Source organism: Nocardioides sp. YIM 152315 (genome assembly GCF_029210375.1).
GTDB lineage: Bacteria > Actinomycetota > Actinomycetes > Propionibacteriales > Nocardioidaceae > Nocardioides.
Genome location: NZ_JARGER010000037.1, coordinates 231,342 through 255,080, shown reverse-complemented (window position 1 = coordinate 255,080; position 23,739 = coordinate 231,342). Strand labels below are relative to the sequence as shown.

Below are 23,739 nucleotides of genomic sequence, written 5' to 3'. Positions count from 1 at the left end.
GGTGCGCTCACGAGCGCGCCGCCGCCCGGATGCGGCGGAAGAGGCGCACGAAGATGGTGGCGAAGAGCAGGGCCACGCCGGTGCCGAGGATCAGCCAGATCACGTTGCTGACGCGGTTGGAGCGGATCGGCAGCGAGTCCGCCGAGCCGATCGGCGCGCCCTCGACGTCGGTGAGCAACAGTGTGACGTTGCGGACGCCGACGGCGGACGACGTCGCGTTGAGCAGGATGGTCGTGCGGGCCCCCGGGCCGATCTCGACGTCCTCGTCGGGGACGCTGACCTCGAGCGCGGGGTCGGTCAGGGCGTCGAGGCGCACGGTCACGGGCTCCTCGAGCGCGTTGCTGACGGTGGCGGAGAAGCGGCCGCTGCCGCTGGAGAGGATGACCGCCTTCGGGGCCTCGACCCTGACCGCGGTCAGGTGCTGCTCGATCCATCCGCGGGACCGGGCGGCCGAGGCCCGGCTGCGCAGCGGGAAGCGGCGGCTGGCGTAGGACACGTCGGTGAGGGCCTCGTCCTGCACGGCGCCGCCGACCCGGTCGTTGAGCGTCAGCAGGTTCTGCAGCGTGGCGCCGGCCTCGCTGAGCCCCGTGGCGGCGGCGAAGTCGACGCTGTCGAGCTCCGCGTCGCGCTGGCTGTCGGGGTAGACGATCCGCTCCCCGTCGACCTCGCGGCCGGGACGCTGCGAGATGGCGTCGACGGTCGTCAGCCGCAGCCACCCGGTGTCGAGGCCGTCGAAGAACCCGGAGCTCGTCTCGGGCGCCCAGCCCTGCGGCAGCACCACCACCAGGGGACGTCGTCCGGGGCTCAGCAGCCGCAGGGCGGCCTCGCTCACGATCCGCTGACGCACCGACAGCGGCGCCAGCGTGTCGCCCGGGCCGGGCCCGCCGCTCGCGGCGCCGGTGGAGGAGACCACCATCGTCCGGCCGTCGGTGTGCGCCACGGTGGGCGCGTGGTCGGCCCGGTCGCCGAAGACCCGATCGGAGACGAGCACCTGCGTCTCGTCGTCGACGAGGTCGAGAGCCGTGGTCGGCAGGAAGCCGGACGGCGACGCGATCGCCGGCGTCGTGGTCAGCCCCCACGGGGCGAGCTCGGTGCCGGAGCGCTCGCGGGCGACGTCGTACGTCGGGGGGTCGTGGCTCGCGGCGCCGGCCACGTCGAGGTCGCCGTACGGGAGGCTGAGGATCTCGTTGCCGGAGAGCGCGGTCTGCATCCGGCCCAGCCAGTCGGTGGCCGCGGTGGCCGCTTCGGTGACGGCGGCGTCCTGGGCGTCGGTCGTGCCGGCGTCCTCGTCCGCCGACGGCGACTCGTCGGTGTCCTCGCCGGGCTCCGGCTCCGTCGCGTCCTCCGACGGCTCGGGTGAGCCGGACTCGTCGTCCGGCTGCTCGGGCTCGATGGTCGCCTCGATCGAGCGCGGCGGATTGCCCTCGGTGAGCCGTACGGCGGCGTCGACGACCGCCGGGTCCACGAGCCACGAGATCGGCTGGTCGCCGGCCGCCGCGCCGAAGTCGGCCATCCGGCGCAGCTGCCCGTTGCCGCCGAGCGCGCGGGTCCAGCGGGCCAGGTTGGCCACCCGGCCGTCGGTCTCGTGCTGCACCGATCGCCGGATCGGGAGCACGAGCGCGGTGTCGACGGTGCGCGAGGTCGGCGGGACCAGCGGCAGGAAGGTGCGGGCCCGGCCGTCGGCGACGTCGTCGCGCGGCTCGTCGGCCTGGCCCAGCGCGTGGACGCCGAACCAGTAGACGCCGGCTGCATCGGCGCCGACGCCGTCCGGGGACTCGGCGGCGATCCGTCGACGGGGCACCGAGAAGGAGAACGCCTCGGTCTCGCCCGGGTCCAGGTGGTCGATGGTCTCGTAGGGGCCCGGGTCGGTGACGCGCTCGCCGACGAACTCCTCGGACCCGGTCACCGCCGCGTCGGCCAGCTCGGCCGAGGTCGTCATCGGGGCGTCGGCCACGAACGAGTAGAGGTTGATGGTCGTCCACGCCTGCTCGTCGACGTTCGTGACCGTCCCGCTCACCCGGACCTCGCCGCGCCGGGGGAGCGCGGACGGCGTCAGGTTCTCGATGGTGACCTCGAGCGGCGCGACCTCCGCGGTCCTCTTCGGCGCCGACTCGGCGGCACCGGCCGGTGTGATCGGCGTGGACAGCGGGACGAGCAGCAGCCCGACGAGCGCCGCCGCCACGAGGGCAGGCAGCAGCGACACCGGGCGAAGCACGCAGCGACTCTACTGGCCGACCCTCACGCCGATCAGGCCACCGGGCCGGTCGCCACTAGACTTGCCGCCCGTGCCCGACGCCCCGCCGCCCCCGCTCGCCATGGCCGACGTCCAGCGCTCGGTCGCGACCGAGCTGGACCGGATCGCGCCGGTGATCGACGAGCTCGGCCGACGGTTCGCCGAGGCCGGCCACGAGCTCGCCCTGGTCGGTGGCCCGGTGCGCGACGCGATGCTCGGGCGGCACCACAACGACCTCGACCTCACCACCTCGGCCCGGCCCGACGAGACCGAGCGCCTGCTCAAGGGCTGGGCGGAGGCGATCTGGGACATGGGCCGCGCGTTCGGCACAATCGGGTGCCGGAAGGGCGAGTGGCTGGTCGAGGTCACGACGTACCGCTCGGAGTCCTACGATCCGACCTCCCGCAAGCCGGACGTCGACTTCGGCGACTCCCTCGCCGGCGACCTCGGCCGCCGCGACTTCACCGTCAACGCGATGGCGGTGCGGGTGCCGGGCCGCGAGGTCGAGGACCCGTACGGCGGGATCGTCGACCTCGCCCACCGGGTGCTGCGGACCCCGGGCCGCCCGGAGGACTCCTTCTCCGACGACCCGCTGCGGATGATGCGCGCGGCACGGTTCGTCGCGCAGCTCGGGTTCACCGTGGACCCCTCCGTCGTGGAGGCGATGCGCTCGATGGCGGGACGGATCGAGATCATCTCGGCCGAGCGGGTGCGCGACGAGCTCGTCAAGCTCGTGTGCGCGCCGTACCCCCGGCTGGGCCTCACGCTGCTCGTCGACACCGGGCTCGCCGAGCTGGTGCTGCCCGAGCTTCCCGCGCTCGCGCTCGAACGCGACGAGCACCACCGCCACAAGGACGTCTACCAGCACACGCTCACCGTGCTGGAGCAGGCGATGGACCTCGAGTCTCGGCTGCCGGCCGGCGGGCCGGACTTCGTCGCGCGCTTCGCCGCGCTGATGCACGACGTCGGGAAGCCGCGGACCCGGCGCTTCCTGGACGACGGCACGGTGACCTTCCACCACCACGACGTGGTCGGCGCCAAGATGACCCGCAAGCGGATGAAGGCGCTGCGCTTCTCCAACGACGACATCGACGCGGTGAGCAGGCTGGTCGAGCTCCACCTGCGGTTCCACGGCTACGGCAGCGGCGAGTGGACCGACTCCGCCGTACGCCGCTACGTGCGCGACGCCGGCGACCAGCTCGAGCGGCTGCACATCCTCACCCGCGCAGACTCGACCACCCGCAACCGGCGCAAGGCCGAGCGGCTGCAACGCACCTACGACGACCTCGAGGAGCGCATCGCCCGGCTCGCCGAGCAGGAGGAGCTCGACGCCATCCGCCCCGACATCGACGGGAACCAGATCATGGAGATCCTCGGCGTCGGCCCTGGCCGCGAGGTCGGCGAGGCCTACCGCTTCCTGCTCGAGCTGCGGATCGACCGGGGACCGCTGACCCCCGCGGAAGCCGAGACCGCGCTGCGGGAGTGGTGGGCCGCTCGCTGACGCCCGGCCCGGCCGCGCGTCGCTTCATCAAGGGATGAAGGCGGAGCCGCGCTCCCCTCGCCGGGCTCGGCACGGGAAGCGCGGTCTGACCGACATCCCTTGATGAAGCCGCGGCTGCAGGACGCGCCGCCACCCCGGATGCACCTCGACCCGCCCGAGAAGACTCGGACGGGTCGACGGTGGGTCAGCGGGGGACTGTCACTCCTCGCCCTTGATGAACGCCTCGACGCGGCGACGGCCCTCGTCGTCGGGGAGCTGCACCGGCGGGGACTTCATCAGGTACGACGACGCCGAGATGATCGGGCCACCGATGCCGCGGTCCTTGGCGATCTTCGCGGCGCGGATCGCGTCGATGATGATGCCGGCGGAGTTGGGGGAGTCCCACACCTCGAGCTTGTACTCCAGGTTCAGCGGCACGTCGCCGAACGCGCGGCCCTCGAGGCGCACGTAGGCCCACTTGCGGTCGTCGAGCCACTGGACGTAGTCCGACGGGCCGATGTGCACGTTCTTGTCGTAGACCTTGCCGGCCAGCTCGCCGTTCAGGTTCGAGGTGACGGCCTGGGTCTTGGAGACCTTCTTGGACTCCAGGCGCTCGCGCTCGAGCATGTTCTTGAAGTCCATGTTGCCGCCGACGTTGAGCTGGTAGGTGCGGTCCAGCGTGACGCCGCGGTCCTCGAACAGCTTGGCCATCACGCGGTGGGTGATGGTGGCGCCCACCTGCGACTTGATGTCGTCGCCGACGATCGGGACGCCGGCGTCCTCGAACTTCTTGGCCCACTCGGGGTCGGAGGCGATGAACACCGGGAGGGCGTTGACGAAGGCCACGCCCGCGTCGATCGCGCACTGCGCGTAGAACTTGTCGGCCTCCTCGGAGCCCACCGGCAGGTAGGACACCAGGACGTCGGCGCCGGTCTCGCGCAGCACCTGCACGACGTCGACCGGCTCGGCGGCCGACTCCTCGATCGTCTCGCGGTAGTACTTGCCGAGGCCGTCGAGCGTGTGGCCGCGCTGCACCTCGATGCCGAGGGTCGGCACGTCCGCGATCTTGATCGTGTTGTTCTCGGAGGCGTTGATCGCCTCGGAGAGGTCCTTGCCGACCTTCTTGTCGTCGACGTCGAACGCGGCGACGAACTGCACGTCGGAGACGTGGTAGTCGCCGAAGGTGACGTGCATGAGACCCGGGACGGTGCCCGCAGGGTCGGCGTCCTTGTAGTAGTGCACGCCCTGGATCAGGGAGGTGGCGCAGTTGCCCACTCCCACGATTGCCACTCGTACCGAACCCATCGGGATTCCCTTCCTTCTGTACTTCTTCGAGGTCTGCTTCGAGATCTACTTCTGGGTGGCCTGCCGGCCGGTGCTGGTCGTGTCGGCTCCGGGGTCCTGGATGTCGGCCCCCGCCCGGTCGAGCTCGCCCTTGCGCTCGGCGTTGATGAGGTCCGAGAGCCACCGGACCTCGCGCTCGACCGACTCGACGCCGTGCCGCTGGAGCTCGGCCGCGTAGCGGTCGACCTCCTTCTGCGTCATGGCGAGCTGGCTCTGGACGCGGTCCAGCCGCTCCTGGAGGCGGGTACGCCGGCCCTCGAGCACGCGCAGCCGGATCTCCATGTCGGTCGAGGAGAAGAAGGCGAACCGGATGTCGAAGTTGTCGTCCTCCCAGGCGGTGGGGCCGACCTCCGACATCAGGCGCTCGAACTCCCGCGTGCCCGCCTCGGTGACCTGGTAGGTGATGCGCGGCCGCTTCGACACCGGTGTCCCCGGCGTCTTGGTCGTCATCGTCTCCTCGATCAGCGAGGCGCGGAGCATCTTCTTCAGGGCCGGGTAGAGCGACCCGTAGGAGAGGACGCGGCCCCAGCCCAGCATCAGGTTGAGGCGCTTGCGGAGCTCGTAGCCGTGCATGGGTCCCTCGTGCAGCAGCCCCAGGACTGCCAGCTCGATGGTCTCCGCACGACGTGCCATGGGACCTATCGTAGCGATATATCCGCGTGTTGCGAATAGGGGACACGTCGACGCGCTCCATCGCGCACGTCACCCGAGCGTCGTCTTGGGCGCGCGCGGGCCGCCCCCGTACTCTGTCGAACGGCCCGGATCCCGGTCCGCGCCCGCCTCCCGCCCGGGAGGACCCGTGTTCACCGATCCAGCGGAGCCAACGACCGTGAGTGGCAAGCGCCGGGCCGCCGGCCCCGCACAGACCAGCACCACTGCCAAGAAGGGCGCCACCGCCGAGGGCAGCGGTGCGAAGCGACCCCGGACCCGCAAGCAGCAGGTGTGGCGCGTCGCCCGGTGGCTGCTGGTGGTGGGCCTGGTCGGCATGCTCGTCGCCGTCGGAGGCTTCATCTACGCCTACCAGACGACCGACCTCCCGGACCCCAACGACGAGTTCGAGACCCAGACCTCGTTCATCTACTACTCCGACGGCAAGACCGAGGTCGGCAGCTTCGCGACCCAGAACCGCCAGTCGATCCCGCTCGACCAGATGCCGCAGAACCTCCAGGACGCGGTCGTCGCCGCCGAGAACCGCAGCTTCTGGACCGACAACGGCATCGACCCCAAGGGGATCGTGCGGGCCGCGTTCAGCAACGCGCAGGGCAACTCGACCCAGGGTGCGTCCACGATCACCCAGCAGTACGTCAAGATCCTCTACCTGACGCAGGAGCGCTCCTACGAGCGAAAGCTGAAGGAGGCGATCCTCTCGCTGAAGCTCCAGCGGGAGATGTCGAAGTCGGAGATCCTCGAGGGCTACCTCAACACCATCTACTTCGGGCGGTCGGCGTACGGCGTGCAGGCCGCGGCGGAGGCGTACTTCGGCAAGGACGCCAAGCGCCTCAGCCTGCGCGAGTCCGCCGTGCTCGCCAGCGTGCTCAACAACCCGTCGAACTTCGACCCGGCGAACGGCAAGGACTCCAAGAAGGCGCTCAAGGAGCGCTACACCTACGTGCTCGAGGGCATGGCCGATGCCGGCAACATCAGCGCCGAGAAGGCCGAGAAGGCGGGCCGGAAGCTGCCGAAGTTCCCGGAGATCGCGGCCGAGAGCCGGTACGGCGGGCAGAAGGGCCACATGCTCGCGATGGTCCGCAGCGAGCTGCACGACCTGGGCTTCGACGACCAGCAGATCGACGGCGGCGGCATCCGCGTCACCACGACGTTCACGAAGAAGGCGATGGACGCCGCGGCGGCCGGCGTACGCGAGCAGCGCCCGGAGGGCCCGGAGTTCTCGGACAAGAACCTGCACGTCGGCGTCGCCTCGGTGGAGCCGGGCACCGGGGCCATCCGCGGCATCTACGGCGGCCAGGACTACCTCCAGTCGCAGATCAACTGGGCCGTCACCGGCGGGATGGTGGGGTCGACGTTCAAGCCGTTCGCGGTGGCCGCCGCCCTCGAGGAGGGCTTCTCCCTCGAGGACACGTTCGACGGCAACTCGCCCTTCTACTACAACGAGGAGGGCACCGGCGACCGGGTGCGCAACGAGGGCTACGGCTCCGACGGTCTGGGCACCGACTACGGCTCGGCCATCAGCCTGCTCCGCGGCACCGAGGACTCGATCAACACGGTCTTCGCCGACCTCACCGTCTCGATGCCCGACGGCCCCGAGAAGATCCTCGAGACCGCCGTTGACCTCGGCATCCCGAACTGGAACAAGAACGCGCGCGGCGGCTACAACAACCTCGACAACAGCCCGGGCCTCGAGCCGGTCAGCGGCATCGCGCTGGGCTCGGCGACCATCGCCCCGGTCAACATGGCCAACGCGTACGCCTCCATCGCCAACGGTGGCCGCGCGGCCCGGCCGCACGTCGTGCAGAAGGTCGTGGACAAGGACGGCGAGCCCCTCTACACGTTCAAGCAGTCGACGAAGCAGGCCATCGACGAGGACGTCGCGGCCGACACGTCGTACGCCATGCAGCAGGTCGTCCAGTCCGGAAGCGGTACGGCGGCGCTCAACCTCGGCCGTCCCGCGGCCGGCAAGACCGGCACCGCGACCAACGCCGACGACGACGTGGCGTCGGCCTGGTTCGTGGGCTACACGCCGCAGCTCGCCACCGCCGTCATGTACGTGCGCGGCAAGGGGCAGGAGAAGCTCGACGACTGGCTGCCCGAGTACTTCGGTGGCTCCTACCCGGCACGCACCTGGACCGATGTGATGGGCCGGGCGCTGGAGGGCGCCGAGATCGAGGACTTCCCGGAGCCGGCCCACCTCGACGGCGAGGCGCCCGACGACGGGCACGACCCGTACACGCCACCGCCGAAGCCGACGAAGAAGCCGACGAAGAAGCCGTCGAAGACGCCCGACGAGCCGTCGGACACCCCCGACGAGCCGTCGGACACCCCGACGCCCAGCGACACGCCGACGACCCCGCCACCGGCGACGCCGCCGACCTGTGACCCGCTGGTCGGCTGTCAGACCCCGCCGCCGAGCACTCCGACTCCGACTCCGCCGGCGGCGACCGCGCCGGCCTCGACCCCGCCAGCCGCGCGACGGGGCTGAGGAGCGCGCCGGTGGGGGATCGCACCTGGGTGGACCCCACCGTCGACGACCCGATCGTCGCCTCGCTGAGCGAGAGCGTCGGCGGCCCGGTCGGCACGCGTGCGGGCCGGCACCCGTGGTGGACGCCGGTGCGGGTGGTGCTCGCCCTGACGGCGGTGTGCATGGCGCTCGGCATGATCCAGAAGTCCGGGTGCTACGACGACACCTGGCAGGACGGGCAGCAGCGCTACAGCCAGATGTGCTACTCAGACCTGCCCTACCTCTACACGGGTCGGGGGTTCGCCGAGCTCAACTGGCCCTACAGCGACGACCAGCAGGTGCGCGATCGGTTCGAGGTGATGGAGTACCCCGTCGGCATCGCCTACTGGGCGTGGGGCACCGCCTGGGTCACCCACTGGCTCACCGGGTCGCCCGACCTCGAGCCGCGCTACGCCGCCGACACCGGCACGGTGGCCGGCCGCCCGGACGTCCACCGCGAGATGCGGGTCTTCGTGATCGTGAACGCGATCGGGTTCGCGGTGCTCGCGCTGCTCTGCACGTGGCTGCTCGCGGGCGTGAACCCCCGCCGCCCGTGGGACGCCGCGGCGTTCGCCCTCTCCCCGGCACTGCTGCTCACCGGCCTGGTGAACTGGGACCTGATCGCCGTGGTGTTCGTGGCCGGCGCGCTGTGGGCGTGGGCGCGGGACCGGACGCTGCTGACCGGCGTGCTGATCGGCCTCGGCACGGCGGCCAAGCTCTATCCGCTGTTCCTGCTCGGCGGCGTGCTGGTGATCTGCCTGCGGGAGCGCCGCCACCGGGACTTCGTCGTCGCGGCCGCCGGGGCGGTGGGTGCCTGGGTGGTCGCGAACCTCCCCGCGCTGCTCACGGGACCGTCCGAGTGGAAGGTCTTCTGGAGCTTCAACTCCGACCGGGGGGCCGACCTCGGCTCGATCTGGCTCGTCGTGCAGCAGGCGATGGACACCGTGCCCGACCCGTTCTCCTTCGACCCGCACACGATCAACCTCGGGTCCTGGATCTTCTTCGGCGCATGGTGTCTCGGCGTCGCCGCGCTCGGCGTGACCTCGCCGTCGACGCCGCGGCTGGCCCAGCTCGGCTTCCTCGTCGTCGCCGGCTTCCTGCTCGTCAACAAGGTCTACTCGCCGCAGTACGTGCTCTGGCTGCTGCCACTCGCCGTGCTCGCCCGCCCCCGCTGGCGCGACCTGCTGGTCTGGCAGGCCGGCGAGGTCCTCTACTTCGCGGCGGTCTGGTGGTACCTCGGCGGCTACCTTGCGCCGGCCGCCGGCGGCGACGCGGGCTTCTACTGGGCCGCGACCCTGCTCCGCCTGGCCGCCGAGCTCTACCTGGTCGGCATGGTCGTGCGCGATCTGTGGTCGCCGCGGCACGACCCGGTGCGGCAGTCGCGGAATACCCGGTTCACCGGGTATTCCCGCGCTTCTCGGGTGTTGCATCCCCCGAGAAGCGAGGGAATCGCCTGAGAGGTCAGGTCACGACGATGCGGTCGAAGGACGTTGCCGTGAACCGCACGCGCACGTCGACCTCGTCGCCGACGCCCGGCACCCGCGCACCGTGGGGCAGGAACAGCATCGACGCCTGCATGTGCGGGGGCTCGGCGAAGAGCCGCTGCTTGCCGTCGATCGAGAACGGCGAGCGCACGAAGCCGGCGGCGTCCAGGCCACCCCGGGCGAGGGTGGCCGCCCGGCCGCGCAGGCTCGCCTCGCCGAGCGGCGCCTCCAGACCGATGCCGTGGGCGGTGCCGCCGCTGACGACCAGCACGTGCCCGGCCTTCGGCGCCGTGCGGTGCCGGTAGCCGAAGCCGTCGCCGCGCTCGACCTCGTGCACGTCGAGCACGGTCGCGGTGACCCGGAGCGCGCCCCGGTCGCCCAGCCACAGGTCGGTGCCGAGGCGCGGGCGGAAGGTGAAGTCGGGGTACGACGAGCGCAGCGCGGTCAGCTCCGCCGCGCTGAGGTGGCTGACCCACACGGTGTCGAGGGGCAGCTCGGTCGCCACGACCTCGGTCATCAGCCGGTGCACCTCCGAGAGGTGCGCGCCGTTGGCGAGCGGGAGGTGCAGCGCCACGCCGGCGACCCGAGCCTTGGGGTTGGCGCGCACGACCTCGGCGGTCGACCACAGCTCGCGCGCGGTCATCCCGTGGCGCAGCATGCTGGTGGCGCGCTCCAGCACGACGCGGGCGTCGGGCTGGCGGCCGAGGAGGTCGGTCAGGTCGTCGACCCGGCTGACCGTGTGGATCACGCGCCGGGCGAGCCCCGGGTCGAGCTCGGCCGCCGCTCCGAAGGGGCGCCACGGGGTGAGTACGAGCAGGTCCCCGTCGTACCGGCTCGCGACCTCGGGGAGCTCCTCGTAGGTGCCGACGGCGAGGGTGTCGAGCCCCAGCCACTGGGTCTTGCGGGCGAGCCGTCCGAGGGTGAAGCCGTAGCCGTTGCCCTTGGCGACCGGCACCAGCCCGGGCTCGGCGTCCGCCACCTGGCGCAGGTGGGAGCGCCAGCGGTCGCCGTCGACGGTGAGGGTGAGTGCCATCAGCGCCGCCTCATGTAGACGTCGAAGGCCTTGTAGAGCGCCTTGTTGAGCGGCAGGTCCCACTCGCCGGCGTACTCGACGGCCTCGCCGCCGGTGCCGACCTTGAACTGGATCAGCCCGATGTGCGGATCGTCGGCGGCGAGCGTGTCGGTGATGCCGCGCAGGTCGTAGAGGTCCGCCCCGGCGGCGATCGCGTCGCGCATCATCTGCCACTGCACGGCGTTGGAGCCGCGCACCTCCCGCTTCTCGGTGGAGGAGGCGCCGTAGGAGTACCACGCGTGCGCACCGACCCGGATCGCGATCGTGGCGGCGACCAGCGTGCCGTCGTGGCGGGCGGTGTAGAGCCGGATCCGGTCCGGCTCCTCTCCGCCGAGGGCGTCGGCCATGGTCTCGAGGTACCGCAGCGGCCGCGGCGTGAAATGGTCGCGCTCGGCGGTGTGCACGTAGAGGTCGTGGAACGTCTTCAGCTCCGGCATCAGCGCAGGGCCGTCGTACGACGCGACCTCGACGCCCTCCTTGGCGGCCTTCTTGATGTTGCGCCGCCAGAGCTGGTTCATGCCGGCGAGCACCTGGTCCTCGGTGCGGCCGGCGAGCGGCACCTGGAAGACGAACTGCGGCTGGCCGGCGGCGAATCCGCCCTCGGCCGCCTGCGGCCGCCAGCCCAGCTCGCGCAGCTGGGCGACCACGCGGGCGCCGCCGTGGCTGCGCTCGCTGGGCGCGAGGTCCGTGAGGCGACGTACGTCGGGGTCGGCGATGCCGGCCTTGACCGTCGCGGTGTCCCAGCGGCGGGTGACCACGGGTGGCCCCATGCGGACGCCGAACGCGCCGCGACCCTTCAGGTGCGCGGCCAGCGGAGCCAGCCAGGCGGCCAGGTCGTCGTCGTCCCAGTCGATGACCGGGCCCTCGGGGAGGTAGGCGAGGTAGCGCTTCACCTTCGGCAGCTGCCGGTAGAGCACCAGCCCGGCGCCGACGAGGTCGGAGCCCCGGAACCAGCCGAGCGACTCGTGGCGCCACTCCGACTTCACGCGCCCCCACGCGGGTGTCTGCAGGAAGCTCGCCGCGCGTCGCGACCGGATCAGCTCGAGGTGGTCGGCACCCGGGATCTCGCGGACGGTGAGGGCGGCGCTGGACACCGCTCGAGGCTATCGGACCGCCCGTGAGCCCGAATCCACCGGCGGGCCAGCCGCCCGGACGCCTGCGGACCGGACCGTTCTCCGCATATCTTCAGCACGGACGTATCAGGAACGCGTTCCCTCCCTCCTCGGGGGCGTGAACCTGATTGAGACACATCGGGGAGCGAGACGTCCCATGACCAGGACCGGGCACAGCCGGGCGGGCGACGGCCCATCCCACGACGAGCGGTCGAGCGCCGTCTGGGCCCGGGCCACCGACGGGTTCAACCGGTGGACCGCTGGCGACCCCGCCGGCCTCGACGACCTCGTCGCCGTGATGACTCCCGTCCTCTGGCACGTCGTGCGTGCCTACCGGCTCAGCGACAGCGCGGCCGAGGACGTCATCCAGAACACCTGGCTCGCGCTCGTACGACGCCGCGCCGCCATCCTGGACCCGGTGGCCGTGGGTGGCTGGCTGACGACGACCGCGCGCCGCGAGGCCTGGCGGACGGCCGGCGCGAAGACCACCCCGACCCCGGTCGAGGACGACGACCTCGAGCACGTGCTGCCGCAGCAGCGGTCGGCCGAGGAGAGCGTGGTGCAGCACGACGACGGCGACCGGCTGTGGGCGGCCGTCGACGGACTGCCCGAGCGCTGCCGGCGGCTGCTGCGGATCGTCGCCTTCGAGAACAGGCCCGACTACCGCGAGCTCGCCACCGAGCTCGGCATGCCGGTCGGCAGCATCGGACCCACCCGCGGCCGCTGCCTCGCCAAGCTGCGGGTGGCCCTGATCGAGGCAGGAGAAGTCTGATGAACACCCCACGAAATCGCGGGATTCCCCCGCTGCGCTCCTCCATCCCACGATTCCGCGGGGGCCCCGCATGAGCGAGCTGAGCCGAGAGGCCCTCCTGGAGATCGTGCGGGGCGTGTGGGAGCGTCACGACCCGATGCCCGACCACCTGGTCGCGACCATGCAGGCCGCTGCCGCCGTCGCCGACTCCGACCTCGACCTCGAGCTGATGGAGCTCGTCGAGCGGTCGACGGAGCTGGCCGGGGCGCGCGGCTCCACGTCGTACACGCTCCGCTTCGTGCACGGCGACACCGACCTCCTCCTGCGCGTCGCCGTCGACAACGGCAGCTCCCGCGTCGACGGCTGGATCGTGCCCGCGGAGCCGATGACGATCCGTGCCCTGCCGGGCGAGGACCCGGCGGACGTCGAAGCGGTCACCACCGAATCGGGGCGGTTCTCGCTGACCGGTCTGCCCGTCGGGCTGATGCGCCTGCGGCTGGAGCCGCACGACGCCGGCCGCCCGGCGTTCGCCACCCCCACCTTCGAGATCTGAGGACCCCGTGACCGAGCACCCCGACGAGAACGACAAGAAGCAGCCGCCGCGGAAGGATCGCCCGGAGGACAAGCCGCGCAAGCAGCTCGACCGCGACCCGGTCCCGCCGCGTCCGGGCTCCGTCAGCACGGTGCAGGGCCGGATCCTCGACCCTTCCACCGCGTTGATCGTCGAGAACGTCGTGCCGCGTCCCACGGTGTACGTCGGACAGCGGCTGCTGGTGTCGAAGTCCGTCGACTTCGACGTCGCCTTCGAGGTGCTCCGGGTGGTCGCCGACCAGCTGGGTTGGGACGTCGTGCCGGAGGCTGAGGACCCGCGCACCGTCAACCTGAGGTTCGGCTTCCGGCCGGTCCGCGTGGAGGTGACCAATCGCGCCAGCATCGCCCCGGACGCCTGGACACTGCTGCAGCAGACCCGCGCCCAGTACGGCGTCGATGCCGTCATGGGAGTGAGCCTCGACCACGTGGTGTCGCCGGCGATCGGCTCGGACACGATCGACAGCGACCCGTTGCACGACTCCAACCCGTTGCACGACTCCAACCCGCTGCACGACTCGAACCCGTTGCACGACTCGAACCCGCTGCACGACTCCAACCCGGCGGCGGACGCCAGGAGCTCCCGTGCCATCGTGAGCTATCTCCAGATCGGGTTCGGTGGGCGCCAGCCGGTCGCGTACGTCGGACCCAAGCCGCACCGGTGCCCCGACGACGCCATCGCCGGACGCCGGCCGGTGGTCGCCGTCCTCGACACCGGCTGCGGCAAGCACCCGTGGCTCGACGGCATCGTGAAGAAGACGGTCACGCTGGGCGGGGACGTGATCGGCTACTCCGACGCGACGTCGGTCTCGCCCGAGGACGACGGCGACCAGGACGGGCCGCTCGACGGTGTGATCGATCCCCTCGCCGGCCACGGCACGTTCATCGCGGGCCTGATCCGGCAGCGTTGCCCGGACGCGGACATCATCTCCTGGCGCGTCGTGGGGTCGGACGGACCGATCGTGGAGTCGGACCTCGTGGCGACGCTCGCCCAGATCGCCGAGCTCGCTCGCCGGCACCGCGCAGGTGAGCCGGGCGGTCACCCGATCGACGTGCTCAGCCTCTCGATGGGCTACTACCACGAGACTCCCGAGGACGCGCTCTTCGATCCGACGATGTACTCCATCCTCGAGGACCTGGCGCGCAACGGCGTTGTCATCGTGTGCTCGGCAGGCAACGACGGCACCAGTCGGCCGTCATTCCCCGCCGCGTTCGGCCGTTGGTCCGACGGCGCGGGCCCGATCCCGTTCGACCCGGACATCGCGCCGATCGTCTCCGTCGGCGCCCTGAACCCCAGCCGACACTCCGACGCGATGTTCAGCAACGCGGGGCCGTGGGTGCACATCTACGCGCCGGGAGCGTCGGTCATGAGCACCATGCCGGCCTTCCAGGGAGGCTTCGAGCCGGTCGCCCGCACACGCGCCTTCGACCGGGTGCGGGAGGCCATCGACCCGGACGACTTCCGCGGTGGGTACGCCGTCTGGAGCGGCACGTCGTTCAGCGCGCCGGTGATCGCAGGGACGATCGCGGCCGCGCTTCTGGACACCCTGGAGTCCCCGACCGAGCCGGTCGACGCCGACAGCGCGGTGACGAATGCGTGGAATGCGGTCACCGCGTGCACCGGTTTGGCGCGATCATGAGGCGGTGAGCTCGGCCCAGGACCTGCACGCCCGGGGCGTGCGCGCGATGAATCGCGGACGCCACCGGGAGGCTCAGCGGCTGCTCGAACGCGCCCGAAGCGACCTCGACCGGACCGACCCGCGCGACGCCGATCTCTCCGCACGCATCGCGGGCAGTCTGGCGTACGTCCTCTCGGAGACCGGCGATCACACCCGGGCGATCGATCTCTGTCGGGACTCGCTCGGCACCGGGGACCTGGCGAACCCGACGCGCGGGGTCCTCTACTCGCAGCTCGGACTCCTCCACATGCTGCAGGGGGAGACGGCTGAGGCCATGGACCAGTTCGATGCCGCGCTGCTCCTGCTGGACGAGCCCGCACGGATCGCTCGCGTCCATCTCAACCGCGGCAACGTGCACCTTCAGCGCAAGCTGCTCAACGCGGCGACCCAGGACTTCGCGGCGTCCTTCCTGTCCTACCGCGAGGCCGGTGACGAGTACGGCGCGGCGAAGGCGGTCCACAACCGCGGCTACACCCAGTTCCTGGCCGGGGACCTGGTGGCCGCGCTGCGCGACATGGGCTCGGCGTACCCGGTCTTCGAGGCCGAGGGGCCCGTCATGACCGCCATGGTGGACCAGGACCGGGCCGAGGTGCTGATGGCGGCCGGCCTCCACGAGCAGGGAGCGGCTGCCCTGGCAGCGGCCGCCGACGCCTACGGTCGCCGCCGTCTCTACCAGCGACGCGGCGAGGCCGAGCTGGCGCTCGCGCGGAGCCTGGTGCTGCGCGACGCCGACCGCGCGCGGGTGGCGGCCCGGGACGCGCAGCGCCGCTTCCGGCGTACCGGCGCCCGGGCCTGGGAGGTGCGTGCCGACGCCACGCTGCTCGCCGCCGAGGTGGAGACGGGAGGCTCCGGGCCGTCGCTGGCGCGGCGGGGGCTGGCGCTGGCCGACGAGCTCGGCGAGCAGGGGTTGCGCTGGGAGGCGGCCCTCGCCCGCATCGACGCCGCCCGCGTCCGGATCCGCCGTGGCGAGCTCGACCTCGCGCGGGAGCACCTGCGTGGCGTGGGATCGGTCCGGAAGGCGCCCATCACCGTCCGGCTCCGCGAGCGCGACATCCGGGCGAAGCTCGCCGCGGCCGACGGCCGGCGGGCTGAGGCGCTCAAGCACCTGCGGGCCGGGCTGAGCGACCTGCACTCCTGGCAGAGCTCCTTCGGGTCGCTCGACCTGCAGACCGGGGTGGCTGGGCACGGCACGCGGCTCGGGGTCCGGGGCCTCGCCCTGGCGGTCGACTCCGGCAAGCCGGACGTGCTCTTCGAGTGGTCGGAGCGCGCGCGGATGCTGGCCAGCCGGGTGCAGCCGGTGCGCCCGCCCGAGGACGAGCAGATCGCGGCGGACCTGAGCGAGCTGCGGGAGCTGGCCGCCGAGGGGGACCGCCGAGACACCGCCCGGGAGGAAGAGCTCCGTCAGCGGGTGCGCGAGCGGGCCTGGCAGCACCGCGGGTCCGGGGAGGTCGCCGACCCGGTGCGCCTCGACGAGGTGGTCGGTGCGCTGGACGCCGACACCGCGCTCGTCGCGTACGTCGTCACCGCCGCCGCGGTGGTCGCCCTCGTCGTCACGTCGACGGGCCCGACCTGGATCGACCTCGGCCATCGCGACGAGCTCGACACGCTGCTCGGCGGCCTCGTGCCCGACCTCGACATGGCGGCCTCGGACCTGCCCGACGCGATGGCGCCTTCGTCCGGGCCGAGCTGGCGCAGCGGCTCGACACGCTCGCGGGGCTCCTCGTCGCTCCGGTGCTCGAGGCGGTGGGCGACCGACGGGTCGTGCTGACGCCGTCGGGCGTGCTGGCCGGGGTGCCGTGGACGCTGCTGACCGGGTTCGTCGGCCGCCCGCTGACGGTCGCGCAGTCGGCGACGGCTTGGCTCACTCGCCGTACGGTGCCGTTGCGCACAGCCCGCGCCGGGCTCGTCGCCGGCCCGCGCGTCGCGCGCGCCGAGGACGAGGTCACCGCTGCCGCGAAGGAGTGGCGCGACGCCACGGTGCTGACCGGCTCGGATGCGACGGCGGACGCGGTCTGCGAGCTCGCGGCCTCCGTCGACGTCCTGCACGTCGCGGCGCACGGCCGGCACAGCGCCGAGAACGCGATGTTCGCCGGTGTGCAGCTCGTCGACGGGCCGTGGTTCGGCTACGACATCGACCGGCTCCGGCACGTCCCCGACGTGGTGCTGCTGTCGTCCTGCGAGGTCGGCCGCTCGACCGTGCGCTCGGGTGAGGAGCTGATCGGCATGACCACCGCCTGGCTGCACGCGGGCGCCCGCTGTGTCATCGCGTCGCCGGCGGCGATCAACGACCAGGCGGCGTACGACGTACTCGTGGCCGTGCACCAGCGCCTGTCCGCCGGGCTGGACCCCGCGGCCGCGTTGGCCGAGGCGGTGCCGGCCGTCTCGGCCGGCACCGCGCCGGTGCCGCTCGTCTGCTTCGGCTAGCGCCGACGGGCGCGGGCCTCCGGGATCTCCCCGATGTCGCCGGGTCGCCGGCGGCGCTAGCGTCGCCCCAGCGACCCCCGGTCGCACCCGACAGCCCGAGGGGAGACCGATGAAGGCGTTGGTCCAGGATCGGTACGGCTCGCCCAATGTCCTTCGGATCCAGGAGGTGCCGACGCCGGTGGCCGGCGCCGACGAGGTCCTCGTGCGGGTGCGGGCCGCGTCGGTCAACGCCCGCGACTGGCACCTGATGCGCGGTGAGCCGCGGCTGGCCCGGCTCGACCGCACGACGTTCGGCCTCCGGGCGCCGAGGTCCCGGATCCGCGGCACCGACTTCGCGGGCACCGTCGAGTCCGTCGGGAGCGGCGTCACCGCCTGGCGGCCCGGCGACGGGGTCTACGGGGAGGCCGACGGGGCCCTCGCCGAGCAGGTGGCGGCGCGCGCCGACGTGATCGCCGCGAAGCCCGACTCGGCGACCTGGGAGGAGGCGGCCGCGATCCCCCTGGCCGCCACCACCGCGCTGACCCTGCTCCGCGCCGTCGACACCGAGGCGGGGCAGCGCGTGCTGGTCAACGGCGCCTCGGGCGGAGTCGGGACCTTCGCCGTCCAGCTCGCGAAGTCGGCGGGCCTGCACGTGACGGCGGTGTGCAGCGGCCGCAACGCCGAGCTGGTCGGCTCGCTCGGCGCCGACGTCGTCGTCGACTACGGCCGCCAGGACTTCGCCACGACCGGCGAGCGACACGACCTCGTCGTCGATCTCGTCGGCAACCGCTCGCTGCGCGACCTGCGGCGCGCGCTCGCGCCGACCGGGACCCTCGTGCTCTCGGGTGGCGGCGTCTCCGGCCAGGGCCGCTTCGTCGGACCGCTCGGCCTGATGACCCGTGCGCAGGTGGTGGCGCGGCTCTCGGGGCTCCGCGTGAAGGTGCCGATGGCCGTGCCGAGCGGCGACGACCTCGCCGAGCTGGCCGCGCGCGTCGACGCCGGCTCGCTGCGTCCGGTCGTGGAGCGCACCTTCGCGCTCGACGACGCCGCGGAGGCGATCCGCTATCTCGAGGTCGAGCACGCCCGGGCCAAGGTCGTGGTCACGGTCGGCTGAGCCCGGCGTATCTGGGCACCGCGACGTCGCTCCTCAACCGACGACAGGGAGAACGCCGACCTGCGAGGAGCACCGACCATGACGCTCACGGCCACACCCAGCCGCACCGCGCGGGGCACCACCGTCCACGTCGTCCACGACCCGCACCCGGGCCAGCAGCTGTCGGTGCCGGCGGGGGCCCGGCTCGCGGTGCGGTTCCGGCGCCGGGGTCTCGGCCTCAGCCGCTGGCAGGTCGTCGAGCGGCCCGGCTACCTGTTGCCGCTGGAGGAGGGCCCGCACGGCTTCCTCTTCCTGGTCTTCGACGTCGACGGTGCCACCGATGAGCAGCCGTTGCGACTGGTCCGCCGCCGCGTCGACCGTTCCGGACCCGGTGAGGTCCGAGACCTGGTCGTCCGCGTCGGCTGACCGCCGGGGTCGGCCGGGCGCTGCGGGGGAGTGCCCGGCCGACGAACCTGTCGGCGTCGACGCCTCATCACGGGATGAGGGTGAAGCCGCGCCTACCTCGACGAATTCGTCCGGGGGAGCGTGGTTTCATCAAGGGATGAAGGCGAGCCGTCGACCGGAGGTTCGTCTTCATCCCTTGATGAAACCGCATCACACCGGCCCGTCACCCGCCACCGCCCGGCTACAGCCGCCCGGACAGCCAGCCCGCGTCGGCGGCGTGCTCGGGGGCGCCGCCCGGCGTCTCGAGGATGACCGGCGCACCGGCGTCGCGCACCACGGCGGCCAGCAGGTCGGGGTCGACCTTGCCGGCGCCGAGGTTGGCGTGCCGGTCGGCGCCGGAGTCGAAGTCGTCGCGGCTGTCGTTGCAGTGCACCAGGTCGATCCGCCCGGTGATCTTGCGGACGTCGTCGACCACGGTCTCCAGCGCGTTCCCCCCGGCATGGGCATGGCAGGTGTCGAGGCAGAAGCCGACCATGCCGAACTGCTCGGTCGACGAGATCGCGTCCCACACCCGCTCGATCCGCTCGAGGTAGCGGGTCATCGCGTTGTCGCCGCCGGCGGTGTTCTCGATCAGCAGCGGCAGCTTGAGGTCGACGGCCTCGATCGCCTTGCGCCAGTTGTCGAAGCCCTTCGCCGGATCGTCGTCCTTGTTGACGTGGCCACCGTGCACGATCAGCCCGCGCGCCCCGATGGACGCGGCAGCGTCGACGTGCTGCTGGAGCAGCTTGCGGCTGGGGATCCGGATCCGGTTGTTGGTGGTGGCGACGTTGACGATGTACGGCGCGTGCACGTAGAGCCCGACACCCGCCGCCTCGGCGTCCGCGCGCAGGCCGTCCGCGCCGCCGGCGTACCGGAACTCGGGCCCCTGGTAGCCCTGCGGGTCGCCGAGGAAGAACTGCACGTGCGGCATCCTCCGCGCCTGCGCCTCCGCGATCGGGTCGGCCTGGTCGACGTGGGCTCCGATGGCGATCGTGCTCATGACGCCACAGTAGGCGGCGCCGCGGACAGCGCCCGCGCCAGCACCTCGAAGTCCGCGTTGCCGCCGGTCTGCACCACCGCGACCCGCCGCCCGGCGACGGCCTCCCGCTCCGCGAGCAGGCCGGCGAGGGCGAGGGACCCGGCCGGCTCGGCGAGGTTGTGGGTGGCCCGGTAGACCAGCGCCATCGCCTCCGCGGCCTGCGTCTCGCTCACCCGCACGATCCGGGCCGCGCCGCCGACGATGCGGCGCACGGCCTCCGGGTCGGGAGTCCGGCACGCCACCCCGTCCACGAACGTGTCGGCCGCCGGCGTCGACACCGGCTCACCCGCCGCGAAGGAGAGCGCGTACGCCGGAGCTCGGTCGGCGACGACGCCCACGACCTCGGTGTCGGCGCCGACGAGGTCACGGACCGCGATGTTGGCGCAGATGCCGCTGCCCATCCCGACCGGCACGTAGACGACGTCGAGCCCCGGCACCTGCTCGTGGAGCTCCGCGGCGTACGTCGCGACGCCCTCGACCAGCCAGGGGTGGAAGGGCGGCACCGGCAGCAGGTCGCGCTCGGCGGCCAGCCGCTGGGAGTGCTCGAGCGCCTCCTGGAAGTCGGCGCCGTGGACGACCAGCTCGGCGCCGTACGCCTCGGCCGCGGCGTTCTTGTCCGGCGAGTTTCCCTCGGGGACGACGATCGTGACGGGCAACCCGTGGCGGGCGCCGGCGAAGGCGAGGCTCTGGCTGTGGTTGCCGCGGCTCGCCGAGATCAGCCCGCGGGCATCGCCGGAGGCGACCAGCCGGGCGGCGAAGTTGAGCCCACCGCGCACCTTGAAGGCGCCGGTCGGGTTGTGGTTCTCGTGCTTGACCCAGGTCTCGGTGCCGGTCGCGCGCTCGAGCAGCGGCCAGCGGCGCACGGGCGTGGGCGGGACGTGGGCGGCGACGCGGGTGCGGGCGGCGTCGAGGTCGGCGGCTTCCACGCGGCCACGCTAGCCGGTGATCAGCAACGCGACGGCCGCGCAGCACAGCGCGATGGCGACCAGGAAGCACGCGATCGCGACGGTGGCCGCCCGGCCGCCGTCGCGGGGCGGCGGCGCCAGCCGGTCGGGTACGACGGGCCACGGTCCGTCCCGCGGGACGTCGACGCGCCGGAGCCTCTCGAGCGCCGCGGCGGCGCTCGGCCGCAGCGCGGGGTCGGGGTCGAGCAGGGCCGTCACGAGCGGCCGCAGCGGACCCTCCGGCACCAGCAGGGGACGGCCGGCCCGCGGTGGTCGGCCCGTGAGCAGCTGCGTGGCGACCACGCCGGCGGCGTACACGTCCTGGGCGGGGTCGGGCACGGAGCGGTCCTGCTGCTCGGGAGCGAGGTAGCCGTCCGTGCCGACGACCGCCGGGCCACGGGTGAGCCGCACGTCCTCCACCGGCACGGCGACGCCGAAGTCGCCGAGGCGCAGGTACGGCGGGCCGTCGCCGGTCGGCTCGAGCAGCAGGTTGGCCGGCTTCACGTCGCGGTGCACGACGCCGGCGGCGTGCACCGCGGCCAGCGCCTGGAGGAGCTGGTCGAGCAGCACCGCGGCGTACGACGTGGGGAGCGGCCCGGTCTCGCGGAGCAGCTCGTCGACGGAGCCGCCGCGCACCAGGTCCATGCCGAGCACGACCCGGTGGTCGTCGGCCGCCCATCCGGTCGGGGTGAGGACGTGCGGATGCCGGATCCGCAGGCCCTGCTCGCGGACGAAGCGCAGCAGCATCCCGCTGTCGTGGGCACCGAGCAGCTTGGCCGCGACCAGCTCGCCGCTGCGCAGGTCGCGCGCCCGCCAGACCGTGCCCATGCCGCCGGTGCCGATCCGGTCGAGCAGCTCGTACCGACCGGCCAGCGGGGGCGTCGTACGGTGGGTCATCGCGGGCCTCCTACCCCTGTGGACCGGCATTTATGGCCGGGCGCCGAGGCGCTGTTAGCCTTGGGCGTTCTCTGCGTCGACCAACCGGGTCGCGCCGGGACGACAACGCAAAGCCCTCCTGCCACGGAGAGTCCGTGGCCGCCTAGTCCAGAGGAGGTGGAGACCGCTGTGCGTGCCTATGAAGTGATGGTCATCCTCGACCCCAGCATCGAAGAGCGGACCGTTGAAGGGTCCCTCGACAAGTACCTCAACGTCGTCCGCAAGGACGGTGGCACCGTCGAGTCCGTCGACGTGTGGGGCCGGCGCCGCCTGGCCTACGAGATCAAGAAGAACGCCGAGGGCATCTACGCCGTCGTCACGCTCAACGCCGAGCCGGCCACGGTCAAGGAGCTCGACCGTCAGCTCACCCTCAACGAGTCGATCCTCCGCACGAAGGTCATGCGTCCCGACGCTCACTGAGCCTCTTGTGGACGACCACTTCCCAGTGTCGGCGCCAGCGGCGACGATGTGCGGACGTGGTCGGACGACTCTGATCAGAACCAACGCTTAGGGAGCATCCATGGCAGGCGAGACCGTCATCACGGTGGTCGGCAACCTCGTCGACGACCCGGAGCTGCGCTTCACCCCGTCGGGTGCGGCCGTGGCGAACTTCCGGATCGCGTCGACGCCGCGCATCTTCGACCGCCAGACCAACGAGTGGAAGGACGGCGACGCGCTGTTCCTCTCCTGCTCGGTGTGGCGGCAGGCCGCGGAGAACGTCGCCGAGTCGCTCCAGCGCGGCATGCGCGTCATCGTGCAGGGTCGCCTGAAGCAGCGCTCCTACGAGACCCGCGAGGGTGAGAAGCGCACCGTCGTGGAGCTCGACGTCGACGAGGTCGGCCCCTCGCTGACCTTCGCGACCGCCAAGGTCACCCGCGCCTCGCGCGGGGGTGGCGGCGGGGGCTACTCCGGCGGCGGGCAGCAGTCGCGTCCGCAGTCCGGTGGCGGCAACGACCCGTGGGCCACCCCTGCTCCCCAGGGCGGCGGTGGGGGCGGTCAGGCCGCTCCGGCCAACGACCCGTGGGGCGCGCCGGCCGGTGGCGGCTCCGACGAGCCCCCGTTCTGAGCGCCCATCGCCTCGCGGAGCGAGGCGATGACCAGGCACCAGGTCGAGGAGCCCCAGTTCTGATACCAGCAACACCACTCATCCGAACACCCTCAACCATTCCGGTCTCAGTACCCAGTCTGGGCCGGGCTTCTAGAGAGGAAGCACCACAATGGCCAAGGCAGTGATTCGCAAGCCGAAGAAGAAGGTTTGCCAGTTCTGCAAGGAGAAGGCGACCGGCGTCGACTACAAGGACGCCACCCTGCTCCGCAAGTTCATCTCCGACCGCGGCAAGATCCGCGCACGTCGGGTGACCGGCAACTGCGTCCAGCACCAGCGCGACGTCGCCATCGCGGTCAAGAACGCCCGCGAGGTCGCGCTGCTGCCCTACACCTCCACCGGTCGCTGAAGGGAGCCGAGGACATGAAGCTCATCCTGACCCAGGAGGTCACCGGCCTCGGTGCCCCCGGCGACGTCGTCGAGGTGAAGGACGGCTACGGCCGCAACTACCTCGTGCCCCGTGGCCTCGCGCTGAAGTGGACGCGCGGCGGCGAGAAGCAGATCGAGTCGATCAAGGCCGCGCGCGCCACGCGCTCGGTCCGCGACCTTGGCCACGCCGAGGAGGTCAAGACCAAGCTCGAGGCCCAGTCGGTCAGCGTGAAGGTGCGCTCCGGTGCGGGCGGCCGGCTCTTCGGTGCGGTCACCGTCGGCGAGATCGCCGACGCGCTGGCCGAGATCTCCGGCGAGAAGGTCGACAAGCGCACGATCGTGGTCACCAACCCGATCAAGTCGCTCGGCACGCACGAGGTGTCGGTCAAGCTGCACGACGACGTGTCCGCCACCGTGGCGCTCAACGTCATCCCCGCCTGACGCACCACCACGTCGACCCGCCCGAAACTTTCGGGCGGGTCGGCGCG

General features: G+C 72.3%; 22 protein-coding genes. 14 read left to right on the top strand and 8 right to left on the bottom strand.

Going from position 1 to position 23,739, the window contains the following annotated elements; translation table 11 throughout:
- Positions 1-7: 7 nt before the first annotated feature.
- Entirely contained in the window at positions 8-2,215 is a 2,208-nt protein-coding gene (locus PZ894_RS12780; protein ID WP_275745266.1) for a DUF6049 family protein, read from the bottom strand.
- Positions 2,216-2,315: 100 nt separating this feature from the next.
- Here PZ894_RS12780 and PZ894_RS12775 point away from each other — a divergent pair, with 100 nt between their 5' ends.
- Positions 2,316-3,734 (top strand): CCA tRNA nucleotidyltransferase, encoded by a 1,419-nt coding sequence (locus PZ894_RS12775; protein WP_275745770.1) that lies wholly within the window; start codon positions 2,316-2,318, stop codon positions 3,732-3,734.
- A gap of 198 nt (positions 3,735-3,932) precedes the next feature.
- Here the strand turns inward: PZ894_RS12775 and PZ894_RS12770 are convergent, their stop codons facing one another.
- A complete protein-coding gene (locus tag PZ894_RS12770; protein WP_275745264.1) occupies positions 3,933-5,018 on the bottom strand; it encodes an inositol-3-phosphate synthase in 1,086 nt (361 codons plus the stop codon).
- A 45-nt stretch (positions 5,019-5,063) separates the two neighbouring features.
- Positions 5,064-5,690 carry a PadR family transcriptional regulator gene (locus PZ894_RS12765; protein ID WP_275745262.1) on the bottom strand — a complete coding sequence of 209 codons (627 nt, stop codon included), beginning with the start codon at positions 5,688-5,690 and terminating at the stop codon, positions 5,064-5,066.
- 196 nt (positions 5,691-5,886) lie between these two features.
- Here PZ894_RS12765 and PZ894_RS12760 point away from each other — a divergent pair, with 196 nt between their 5' ends.
- Together PZ894_RS12760 and PZ894_RS12755 are read left to right on the top strand one after the other, a co-directional pair.
- Positions 5,887-8,214 (top strand): transglycosylase domain-containing protein, encoded by a 2,328-nt coding sequence (locus PZ894_RS12760; protein ID WP_275745260.1) that lies wholly within the window; start codon positions 5,887-5,889, stop codon positions 8,212-8,214.
- A gap of 11 nt (positions 8,215-8,225) precedes the next feature.
- A complete protein-coding gene (locus PZ894_RS12755) occupies positions 8,226-9,689 on the top strand; it encodes a glycosyltransferase 87 family protein (protein WP_275745259.1) in 1,464 nt (487 codons plus the stop codon).
- Positions 9,690-9,693: 4 nt separating this feature from the next.
- Here the strand turns inward: PZ894_RS12755 and PZ894_RS12750 are convergent, their stop codons facing one another.
- Positions 9,694-10,749 (bottom strand): alanine racemase, encoded by a 1,056-nt coding sequence (locus PZ894_RS12750; protein WP_275745257.1) that lies wholly within the window; start codon positions 10,747-10,749, stop codon positions 9,694-9,696.
- Complete coding sequence (locus PZ894_RS12745; RefSeq protein WP_275745255.1) at positions 10,749-11,882, bottom strand: peptidoglycan bridge formation glycyltransferase FemA/FemB family protein; 1,134 nt, start codon at positions 11,880-11,882, stop codon at positions 10,749-10,751. Before PZ894_RS12745 ends, PZ894_RS12750 begins: the two co-directional genes overlap by 1 nt.
- 175 nt (positions 11,883-12,057) lie before the next feature.
- Between PZ894_RS12745 and PZ894_RS12740 the strand changes: the two genes are divergently transcribed.
- The 7 genes from PZ894_RS12740 (at position 12,058) to PZ894_RS12710 (ending at position 18,840) form a co-directional block, all read left to right on the top strand.
- Positions 12,058-12,672 carry a sigma-70 family RNA polymerase sigma factor gene (locus PZ894_RS12740; protein ID WP_275745253.1) on the top strand — a complete coding sequence of 205 codons (615 nt, stop codon included), beginning with the start codon at positions 12,058-12,060 and terminating at the stop codon, positions 12,670-12,672.
- A 70-nt stretch (positions 12,673-12,742) separates the two neighbouring features.
- Complete coding sequence (locus PZ894_RS12735; protein ID WP_275745252.1) at positions 12,743-13,204, top strand: hypothetical protein; 462 nt, start codon at positions 12,743-12,745, stop codon at positions 13,202-13,204.
- Between the two features lie 7 nt (positions 13,205-13,211).
- Positions 13,212-14,879: a S8/S53 family peptidase gene (locus PZ894_RS12730; RefSeq protein ID WP_275745251.1), complete on the top strand. Its 1,668-nt coding sequence runs from the start codon at positions 13,212-13,214 to the stop codon at positions 14,877-14,879.
- Positions 14,880-14,883: 4 nt separating this feature from the next.
- Positions 14,884-16,686 carry a hypothetical protein gene (locus PZ894_RS12725; RefSeq protein ID WP_275745249.1) on the top strand — a complete coding sequence of 601 codons (1,803 nt, stop codon included), beginning with the start codon at positions 14,884-14,886 and terminating at the stop codon, positions 16,684-16,686.
- Entirely contained in the window at positions 16,650-17,342 is a 693-nt protein-coding gene (locus PZ894_RS12720; RefSeq protein WP_275745248.1) for a CHAT domain-containing protein, read from the top strand. Before PZ894_RS12725 ends, PZ894_RS12720 begins: the two co-directional genes overlap by 37 nt.
- 109 nt (positions 17,343-17,451) lie before the next feature.
- On the top strand, positions 17,452-18,435 hold the full coding sequence (locus PZ894_RS12715) for an NAD(P)-dependent alcohol dehydrogenase (RefSeq protein ID WP_275745247.1): 984 nt from the start codon (positions 17,452-17,454) through the stop codon (positions 18,433-18,435).
- A 78-nt stretch (positions 18,436-18,513) separates the two neighbouring features.
- On the top strand, positions 18,514-18,840 hold the full coding sequence (locus PZ894_RS12710; RefSeq protein ID WP_275745245.1) for a hypothetical protein: 327 nt from the start codon (positions 18,514-18,516) through the stop codon (positions 18,838-18,840).
- Positions 18,841-19,060: 220 nt separating this feature from the next.
- Here PZ894_RS12710 and PZ894_RS12705 read toward each other — a convergent pair whose 3' ends face one another.
- From PZ894_RS12705 to PZ894_RS12695, 3 genes are read right to left on the bottom strand one after another with little or no spacing between them, the layout of a single operon-like run.
- Positions 19,061-19,858 (bottom strand): deoxyribonuclease IV, encoded by a 798-nt coding sequence (locus PZ894_RS12705; protein WP_275745244.1) that lies wholly within the window; start codon positions 19,856-19,858, stop codon positions 19,061-19,063.
- Positions 19,855-20,823, bottom strand: a complete 969-nt coding sequence (locus PZ894_RS12700; RefSeq protein WP_275745243.1) for a threonine dehydratase — start codon at positions 20,821-20,823, stop codon at positions 19,855-19,857. Before PZ894_RS12700 ends, PZ894_RS12705 begins: the two co-directional genes overlap by 4 nt.
- A 9-nt stretch (positions 20,824-20,832) precedes the next feature.
- The gene (locus PZ894_RS12695) at positions 20,833-21,738 is read right to left on the bottom strand and encodes a serine/threonine-protein kinase (RefSeq protein ID WP_275745242.1); all 906 of its coding nucleotides are present in this window, start codon (positions 21,736-21,738) and stop codon (positions 20,833-20,835) included.
- A 168-nt stretch (positions 21,739-21,906) separates the two neighbouring features.
- Between PZ894_RS12695 and rpsF the strand changes: the two genes are divergently transcribed.
- The 4 genes from rpsF to rplI all read left to right on the top strand — a co-directional run bounded on the left by rpsF (position 21,907) and on the right by rplI (position 23,692).
- On the top strand, positions 21,907-22,197 hold the full coding sequence (rpsF, locus tag PZ894_RS12690; RefSeq protein ID WP_275745240.1) for a 30S ribosomal protein S6: 291 nt from the start codon (positions 21,907-21,909) through the stop codon (positions 22,195-22,197).
- Positions 22,198-22,297: 100 nt separating this feature from the next.
- Complete coding sequence (locus tag PZ894_RS12685; RefSeq protein WP_275745238.1) at positions 22,298-22,843, top strand: single-stranded DNA-binding protein; 546 nt, start codon at positions 22,298-22,300, stop codon at positions 22,841-22,843.
- 151 nt (positions 22,844-22,994) lie between these two features.
- On the top strand, positions 22,995-23,231 hold the full coding sequence (rpsR, locus tag PZ894_RS12680) for a 30S ribosomal protein S18 (protein ID WP_008355445.1): 237 nt from the start codon (positions 22,995-22,997) through the stop codon (positions 23,229-23,231).
- A 14-nt stretch (positions 23,232-23,245) separates the two neighbouring features.
- Entirely contained in the window at positions 23,246-23,692 is a 447-nt protein-coding gene (gene rplI / locus PZ894_RS12675; RefSeq protein WP_275745234.1) for a 50S ribosomal protein L9, read from the top strand.
- The last annotated feature ends 47 nt before the right edge of the window (positions 23,693-23,739 follow it).

Coding starts and splice junctions, on each gene's coding strand:
- PZ894_RS12775 (WP_275745770.1), top strand. CDS start 2,316: ATGGCCGACGTCCAGCGCTCGGTCGCGACCGAGCTGGACCGGATCGCG.
- PZ894_RS12770 (WP_275745264.1), bottom strand. CDS start 5,018: ATGGGTTCGGTACGAGTGGCAATCGTGGGAGTGGGCAACTGCGCCACC.
- PZ894_RS12765 (WP_275745262.1), bottom strand. CDS start 5,690: ATGGCACGTCGTGCGGAGACCATCGAGCTGGCAGTCCTGGGGCTGCTG.
- PZ894_RS12750 (WP_275745257.1), bottom strand. CDS start 10,749: ATGGCACTCACCCTCACCGTCGACGGCGACCGCTGGCGCTCCCACCTG.
- PZ894_RS12740 (WP_275745253.1), top strand. CDS start 12,058: ATGACCAGGACCGGGCACAGCCGGGCGGGCGACGGCCCATCCCACGAC.
- PZ894_RS12735 (WP_275745252.1), top strand. CDS start 12,743: ATGAGCGAGCTGAGCCGAGAGGCCCTCCTGGAGATCGTGCGGGGCGTG.
- PZ894_RS12715 (WP_275745247.1), top strand. CDS start 17,452: ATGAAGGCGTTGGTCCAGGATCGGTACGGCTCGCCCAATGTCCTTCGG.
- PZ894_RS12710 (WP_275745245.1), top strand. CDS start 18,514: ATGACGCTCACGGCCACACCCAGCCGCACCGCGCGGGGCACCACCGTC.
- PZ894_RS12705 (WP_275745244.1), bottom strand. CDS start 19,858: ATGAGCACGATCGCCATCGGAGCCCACGTCGACCAGGCCGACCCGATC.
- PZ894_RS12695 (WP_275745242.1), bottom strand. CDS start 21,738: ATGACCCACCGTACGACGCCCCCGCTGGCCGGTCGGTACGAGCTGCTC.
- PZ894_RS12685 (WP_275745238.1), top strand. CDS start 22,298: ATGGCAGGCGAGACCGTCATCACGGTGGTCGGCAACCTCGTCGACGAC.
- rpsR (WP_008355445.1), top strand. CDS start 22,995: ATGGCCAAGGCAGTGATTCGCAAGCCGAAGAAGAAGGTTTGCCAGTTC.
- rplI (WP_275745234.1), top strand. CDS start 23,246: ATGAAGCTCATCCTGACCCAGGAGGTCACCGGCCTCGGTGCCCCCGGC.